This window comes from Micromonospora sp. NPDC048907, from assembly GCF_055586885.1.
Genome location: NZ_JBVJHI010000012.1, coordinates 84,276 through 91,678, shown reverse-complemented (window position 1 = coordinate 91,678; position 7,403 = coordinate 84,276). Strand labels below are relative to the sequence as shown.

Genomic DNA, 7,403 nt, shown 5'->3' with positions numbered 1-7,403 from the left:
GATCCCCCCCAGGACTTCACATTGGAGCCAGAATATGGCTCGATCTGTCGATGGGGAGAGCATCGATGCAGGTCGAGCCGAAGGGATGACGACCCATGGAAGCTCGGACGGCGGAAATCGACCGATCATCCCTCTAGCGCGTAGACGATTTACCGCGTAAGCGCCTACTCGCGAGTTATTTTACGGTGAAAATACTTCCCGACCGTGGAATTTCCACCGCGAGGGGGCTCGTCTCCGCAGCTCAACACGCTTCTCGGGGGGCCCGACTACACATCGTACGGTGGCCGCGGGATCGGGTCGACCATCGCGTCGAATCCCCTGGGAAGCTGCGCCACCAGATCCTGGAACTCGCCGACCGTGACCGTCTCCCGCAGGGTGGCGAGCACCGCGCGGGAGCCCACCTCGGCGACCGCCGGGTCCACTCCGGCCCGCTCCGCGACCCGGTACAGGAAGGCGACCGCACCGCCCGTCGTGCCGCCCTCGCCCGGCGCGACGAGATAGCTGCCGACCTCGTCCGGCAGCTGCGCGGCCAGGTCCGCCGACTCGGTGGCGGTGATCCGCTCGGCGAGGGTCTGCAACACCGCCCGCGAGATCGTGGCGGCCTGGCCGGTGGGCAGCTCGGCGCGGCGGGACACCGCCTCGACGAATCGGGGAAACCGCACAGCGCACTCCTGTCGTCGCCGGCCGCCGCCGGGTGTCCGACAGCCCCGGCCCGAGCCGGCCGGAGCGTCGCGTCCGCGGTTACCCGCGCCCGGCGGCCGCAAACGGCCGGCGACACCCGGTCGGCAGCCACCCGGGTGGCAGCCACCGCGCCGGGCGGCGAGGTCAGCGCAGCGCGCCGAGAGCCCGGAAGTGGTCGAAGATGAGCTGGTCCACCGGGGAGACCCGGGACCGGTCGGCGTAGCCGAGCCACGCCAGCTCCGCGATCTCGCTCGCCGGCCGCAGGGGTCCCCGGTAGTCGGCGGCGTAGCAGGTCATCCGGACCAGCGTGCCGGCGCCGTGGCCGTGGGCCTGCGCGGTGAAGACACCGACCAGCACGGCGGACTCCGGCACGACGGCCACCGCCAGCTCCTCGGCGATCTCCCGGACCAGGGTCGCCAGGTCGGTCTCACCGGCTTCCCGCTTGCCGCCGGGCAGGTACCAGACGTCCCGGCCCCGGGACCGGGTGCTCAGCACCCGGCCGTCCTCGATCCGGATCCAGGCGACCTTGTCGATCTCGGGCACCGTGCTCCTCGGGTCTCGGGGGCGTACGCGGGGATGACGCCAGGGAGCGACCCTACGCTCGGCGGCCCGGCGGGCGCGCAACGCCGCCTCCGGTGATCGGCGCCGGCGGGTTTGCCACCGTCGCCCGAGCGGGCACTCCCGCCGTGACGCCCGGGACGCCGGGCACCGACGCGGGACGGAGCATCCGGATGGAGTGGCTGAGGAGGCTCCTGGGTGGACCGGAATGGGCCCGACAGGACGTCGCGGAGCGGTTGACCACATACGGCCTCTTCCGGAGGGCGACCGAGACGGTCGGGCTGGACGACCGGGAGACCGTCCGGCGGTGGCTGCGGGAACTCGATCCGGACCTCCAGCAACAGGTGCACATCCGCCGTCCGTGGGGGGTCGTCGCCGCCGTGAGCGACCACCGCGACCCGGTCGGTGTGGTCATGCAGGAGCCGGACGGCCGGGCGTGGGGCGCCTACGTGCCGGGCGCCGACCGGCGGGAGCACCTGACACCCGAGCAGGTCGAGGCCGTGATGCTCGCGGCGCTCACCTCGACCGGACGACCCGACGGGCCGGACTGGCGGCCGATCCGCTGACCCAGCCGGCCCCGGCAGCGGGGTCCGGACGGGTGCCCCCCGCTCGGTAGGCTCGCCGCATGGCCCGTACCACCCATCCCGGCGCCTGCCCGCTGGACTGCCCCGACACCTGCGTCTGGCAGCTCACCGTGGAGGACGGCCGGGCCGTCGCGCTGCGCGGCGACCGCGAGCACCCGTTCACCCGGGGCGCGCTCTGCGGCAAGGTCAACCGCTACCTCGACGCGGTCAACGGCCCCGACCGGCTGACCACCCCCTACGTGCGCACCGGCCCGAAGGGCGCCGGGCGGGTCGCGTACCGGCCGGCGAGCTGGGCGGAGGCGGTCGACCGGGTGGCGGCCGGGCTGCGCGCGAGCATCGACCGGGACGGCCCGGAGTCCGTCCTGCCCTACTACTTCGCCGGCACCATGGGTCACGTGCAGGGCTGGACGATGGGCCAGCGGCTCTTCGCGCACCTGGGTGCGTCCCGGCTGGACACCACCATCTGCACGGGCGCGGCCCGGGCGGCGCTGCGCTCGGTCTACGGCGGCTCGGTCGGCTTCGAGCCGGAGTCGATCGTGGCGGCGAAGCTCATCGTGCTCTGGGGCGCCAACCCGCTCGCCACCAACCTGCACCTGTGGCCGTTCGTCCAGCAGGCCCGGGAGCGCGGCGCGTACCTGGTCACCATCGACCCGCTGCGCACCGACACCGCGGCCCGCAGCGACGAGCACGTCGCCCCGCTGCCCGGCACCGACGCGGCCCTCGCGCTCGGCCTCATGCGGCACGTACGCGACGCCGGCGCGGCCGACGAGGAGTGGCTGGCCGCGCACACCGTCGGCTGGCCCGAGCTGGCCGCCCGGCTCGACGAGTGGCCGGTGGAGCGGGCCGCCGCCGAGTGCGGCCTGCCCGTCGAGGTCGTCCGCCGGCTCGGCGACCGGATCGCCACCACCCGGCCCACCGCCGTGCGGGTCGGGCTGGGCCTGCAACGGCACCAGGGTGCCGGCCAGGCGATCCGGGCGATCTGCGCGCTGCCGCTGGTCACCGGCGACTTCCGGTACCCGGGCGGCGGGGCCCTGGTGTCGACCAGCGGGCACCACCCGATCGACGAGGGCCCGGTCGTCCGGCCGCCCGGCATGCCGGCCCCGGCCGCCCGGTCGGTGAACATGAGCCGGCTGGCGACCGTGCTCACCGGCGAGGCCGATCCCCCGGTGACCTCGCTGGTGGTGTTCAACGCCAACCCGGCCGCCACGGCACCGGACCAGAACCGGCTCCTCGCCGGCCTGCGCCGCACCGACCTGTTCACCGTGGTGCTGGAGCAGCGCTGGACCGACACCTGCGACTACGCCGACGTGGTGCTGCCGGCGACCATGCAGCCGGAGCACCTCGACCTGCACTCCTCCTACGGCCACCACTACACGACGTTGAACCTGCCGGTCACCCGGGCGCCCGGGAAGGCCCTGCCGAACACCGAGATCTTCCGGCGGATCGCCGCGGCGCTCGGCATCGACCACCCCCGGTTCTCCGACAGCGACGAGGACCTCGCCCGGCAGCTGCTGGCCGGCACGCCGGTCACCTTCGAGGAGCTGCGCGAGCGGACGTACGCCCGGGCCACCGGGGTGCCGGTGGGCGCAGCCCCGTTCGCCGCCGGCGGTTTCCCCACCCCGGACGGCCGGGCCCGGCTGGTCGACCCGGCGCTGGTCCGGCTCGGGGTGGACCCGCTGCCCGGGCACACCCCGCCCGTCGAGGCGGCCGACACCGAGCTGGCCCGCCGGTTCCCGCTGGTGCTGATCGCCCCGGCGGGCCGGTTCCTGATGAACTCCACCTTCGCGTCGCTGCCCTGGCACGCGCGGCGGACCGGCCCGCCCCGGGTGCACCTGCACCCGGACGACGCGGCGGCGCGCGGCCTCGCCGACGGCGACGCGGTGCGGGTGCGCAACGACCGGGGCGCGTTCCTCGCGGCGGTCGCCGTCGACGGGGCGACGCGGCCGGGGCTGGCGTTCACGTACAAGGCGTACTGGGCGCGGCTGAGCCCGGGCCGGGCCACCGTCAACGCGGTCACCGCGGTCCGCGACACCGACCTGGGCGGGGCGCCGACGTTCCACGACTGCCGGGTCGAGGTCGAGCCGGTGCCGGCCGAGCTGCTGGTCCCCGAGCCGCCCGCCGACGCGGCGGCCGTGCCGGCGCCGGCCGCGCCCGCGGACCCGGCGGCGGTGCCGGCCGGCTGAGCCGGGACTTCCCGCCCGCCGACCGAGTCCCCGCGCCGCTGATCCACGCCGCCGGCCCCGCCGCGTCGCCGGCCCCGGGCGACTGCGGCGGCTCAGCCCTCGGCGAGGGCGTCCAGCACCAGCGCGGCGGTCCAGCCGAACGCCGGTGAGCCGAGCCCGGCACCGGTGTCCGGGTGGAAGTACTCGTGGCAACCGGCCCCGTCGACGAGGTCCAGCAGGGACTCGCGCAGCCCGGCGGCCAGGTCGGGGCGGTGGCGGGCGCGCAGCCCCCGCCACAGCAGCCAGCCGGTGTTCACCCAGCTCGGGCCGCGCCAGTAGCGCAGCGGCTCGAAGTCCGGCGCGGTGCGGTCGTGGGTGGGCAGCGGGCGGTCCATCCGGGCGGCCAGACCGAACCGGGACGAGCACGCCTCGGCGAGCACCGCCCGCACCTGGCGGGCCGGCAGGTCGGGCAGGATCAGCGGCATGAGCCCGAGCACCGTGCGGGCCGGGACGAGCCGGTCGGCCCGGAGGTCGCGCGGGCGGAAGGTGCCGGTCACCGGGTCGTAGAGCCGGTCGACCAGGGCCTGCGTGATCCGCGCCGCGCGGTCCCGGTGCGGCCCGGGGTCGGCGCCCACCACCGTGGCGATCCGGGCGAGGGCCTGCTCGGAGACGCCGAGCGCCGCGTTGACCAGCGGGCACTCCACGAGGAACGGGTGCCGGTCGAGCAGTGCCTCGTCCCGGTAGCGGCCGGCCCGGTAGGCGTCCACGAGCGCGACGTAGCGCGCGTAGTCCAGGTCGGTGGGGCGGTGCGCCGCGTCGGCGTGCGCGGTGTCGTGCCGGCGGTACGCCCGCAGCACCGCCTCGTCGGCGGGCACCGCGGCCAGCGGGGCGTCCCAGGCGGGGCTGTTGTCCAGGCCGGACTCCCACGGGTGCACGACGGCGGCCAGCCCGCCCCCGCCGACGTCCCGCCGGCCGGTCAGGTAGCGCTGCTGGGCGACCAGCCGCGGGTAGAGCCAGCGCAGCGCGGCCACGGACGCCTCGGAGGGAGCACGGCGGTGCACCAGCCAGGCGGCCGGGGCGTGCACCGGCGGCTGGACGATCCCCGAGGTGGCCGCCGCCGGGGCGCCGTCGGCCCGGGCCGAGTCCCAGAACTCGGGCCCGGGGAAGTACGCCCCGACCCGCAACGCCGGGTTGAACACGATGTGCGGCACCCGCCCGTCGGCCCACTGCGCGGCGAACAGGGTGCGCAGCTCCCGCCAGGCCCGGTCCGGGCGCACGTGCGCCAGCCCGACCGCGATGAACGCCGAGTCCCAGCTCCACTGGTGCGGATAGAGGGTGCGGGACGGCACGGTGTGGTCGTGCTCCCAGTTGGCGTCGAGCGTGGCCAGCGCGAGCCGGCGCAGCCGGGCGGCCCGCTCGGCGTCACCGGGACCGCCGGGCCGTACCCGGGCCGCACCGCCGGGGGCGCTCACGCCGCCGCCTCGCTGTCGCTCGGCACCGGCGCGAGGCGCCGCGCTACCGAGCCCCATGGCTCGCTCGCTCCGCTCGCTCACGCCGCCGCCCGCCGCGGCCGGGGCTGGGCGAGGACGGTGGCGGCCTGGCGCAGGGCGGCGACGGGCTCGCCGCGCAGCCGGCACTCCAGCGCCAGCCAGCCGGGGTAGCCGATCCCGTCCAGGGTGGCCAGCAGCGCCGGCCAGTCCAGGTGCCCGGCCCCCGGCTGGTACCGGTTGGAGTCGCTGACCTGCACGTGCCCCAGGTACGGGGCGGCCGCGCGCAGCGCCGCGCAGGCGTCGTCCTCTTCGATGTTCATGTGGTAGGTGTCGGCGACCACCCGGACCGAGGGCAGCCCGACGGCGCGGCACAGGGCGACCGCCTCGTCGAGCCGGTTGACCATGTGGTCCTCGTACCGGTTGAGGGGTTCCAGGAACAGGGTGACCCCCTCGGCGCGGGCGTGTTCGCCCAGCTCGCCCAGGGCGTCGACGAGCACCCGCCGGTCGCCCTCGGGCGGGCGGGGCGGCTCGAACGGCGGCAGCCGGCGGGAGAACATCCCCCAGGCGGCCGGGGTCATGGCGCCGATCCCGCCGAGCTCCGCGATCACGGAGAGCTGGGAGCGCAGGTTGCGCACCGCGTCCCGGGAGCGCGCGGGGTCGAAGTCGCCGATGAAGTGGTCCATCTCGACGCAGACGGTCGGCATGACCACGCCCTCGGCGCGGGCGCGGCGCAGCTCCGGCAGTCGCCGGGCCAGGGCCAGGTCACCCCGGCCGCGCAGCTCGATGCCCTGGTAGCCGAGGGAGACGGCGAGGGCGTACTTCTCGGACAGGCCGGCGCCGGGGAGCAACTGCTCCTGGCAGGCCAGGGGGATGGTCATGGGAACCTCAGCACCACTTGGAGGACGTCACCGTCACCGCGGTCGAGCAACGCCAGCGCGTCGGCCACCGCGCCCGCGTCGACGACGTGGCTCACCAGCGGCAGCGGGTCGACGCTGCCCTCGGCCACCAGGTCCATGAAGGTCTGGGCGATCCGGGCCCCGGTCCACCGGCCGGCCGTGCCGGGTGCGGGGGCGGCCCCGGAGATCTGGGCCGCCACCAGCTGGATCCGGTTGTGGTGGAACTCCTCGCCGAGTCCCAGCCCGTGGGCGTACCCCTGGTAGAAGCCGGCGGCCACGACGCGGCCGGCGTGGGCGGTGGCGCGGATGGCCTCGTGCAGCGCCGGGTACGACCCGGACAGCTCCAGGCAGACGTCCGCGCCGCGGCCGCCGGTGGCCGCGTGCAGCGCGGCGGCGGCGGAGTCGACGGTGGCGTCGACCACCCGGCGGGCACCGAGCCGGGTGGCGTGGGCGAGCCGGTCCGGTACCCGGTCGACGGCCACCACCCGGGCTCCGGAGAGGACGGCGAGCCGGGTGCCGAGCAGCCCGATCACCCCCTGGCCGAAGACACCCACCCAGTCGCCGAGGTGCAGGTCACCGGCGAGCACGGCGGTCAGCGCGATGGCGCCGGGGCGGGCGAAGACGGCCGCCAGGGGGTCGAGCCCGGGGGCGAGCGGGGTGACCGCGCCGGCGGCCAGCACGGCCTCGGCTCGGTGCCCCCAGATGCCCCAGACGACCTGCCCCGGCCGGCGGTCGGCGACGTCGGGCGCGACCTCGACGACCTCGCCGACCTCCTCGTAGCCGAAGCCGACCACCGGGTAGGCGGGCGCGGCCTGCCGGGGCACGAACATCCGGGTGGCGTCGTCCCAGTCCTTGCTGAGCCGGGGATTGCTGCCCCGGTAGAGGGTCAGCTCGGTGCCGGCGGAGATCCCGGAGTAGCACGTGCGGACGCGGACCTGGCCCGGGCCGAGCGGGTCCGGGGGGCAGGGCTCCAGGCTCACCCGCCCGGGCCCGGCCAGAGAGACAACCCAGTTGGCCATGGCGTCGCTCCGA

General features: G+C 76.2%; 7 protein-coding genes. 2 read left to right on the top strand and 5 right to left on the bottom strand.

The window, feature by feature from the left end; translation table 11 throughout:
* Positions 1-266: 266 nt before the first annotated feature.
* Both ACZ6PY_RS29480 and ACZ6PY_RS29475 read right to left on the bottom strand, forming a co-directional pair.
* A complete protein-coding gene (locus ACZ6PY_RS29480; protein ID WP_466078256.1) occupies positions 267-662 on the bottom strand; it encodes a DUF2267 domain-containing protein in 396 nt (131 codons plus the stop codon).
* Between the two features lie 163 nt (positions 663-825).
* Positions 826-1,224, bottom strand: coding sequence for an NUDIX hydrolase (locus ACZ6PY_RS29475; protein WP_466078253.1), 399 nt, complete (start codon positions 1,222-1,224; stop codon positions 826-828).
* Between the two features lie 251 nt (positions 1,225-1,475).
* Between ACZ6PY_RS29475 and ACZ6PY_RS29470 the strand changes: the two genes are divergently transcribed.
* Together ACZ6PY_RS29470 and ACZ6PY_RS29465 are read left to right on the top strand one after the other, a co-directional pair.
* Positions 1,476-1,805, top strand: a complete 330-nt coding sequence (locus tag ACZ6PY_RS29470) for a hypothetical protein (protein WP_466078251.1) — start codon at positions 1,476-1,478, stop codon at positions 1,803-1,805.
* A 59-nt stretch (positions 1,806-1,864) separates the two neighbouring features.
* The gene (locus tag ACZ6PY_RS29465) at positions 1,865-4,006 is read left to right on the top strand and encodes a molybdopterin-containing oxidoreductase family protein (RefSeq protein ID WP_466078247.1); all 2,142 of its coding nucleotides are present in this window, start codon (positions 1,865-1,867) and stop codon (positions 4,004-4,006) included.
* A gap of 92 nt (positions 4,007-4,098) precedes the next feature.
* Here the strand turns inward: ACZ6PY_RS29465 and ACZ6PY_RS29460 are convergent, their stop codons facing one another.
* From ACZ6PY_RS29460 to ACZ6PY_RS29450, 3 genes are all read right to left on the bottom strand, one after another.
* Positions 4,099-5,457 (bottom strand): MGH1-like glycoside hydrolase domain-containing protein, encoded by a 1,359-nt coding sequence (locus tag ACZ6PY_RS29460; protein WP_466078245.1) that lies wholly within the window; start codon positions 5,455-5,457, stop codon positions 4,099-4,101.
* Positions 5,458-5,534: 77 nt separating this feature from the next.
* Entirely contained in the window at positions 5,535-6,353 is an 819-nt protein-coding gene (locus ACZ6PY_RS29455; RefSeq protein WP_466078242.1) for a sugar phosphate isomerase/epimerase family protein, read from the bottom strand.
* Positions 6,350-7,390, bottom strand: a complete 1,041-nt coding sequence (locus ACZ6PY_RS29450; RefSeq protein ID WP_466078239.1) for a zinc-dependent alcohol dehydrogenase — start codon at positions 7,388-7,390, stop codon at positions 6,350-6,352. The genes ACZ6PY_RS29455 and ACZ6PY_RS29450 overlap by 4 nt, the downstream gene beginning before the upstream one ends.
* Positions 7,391-7,403 lie beyond the last annotated feature (13 nt).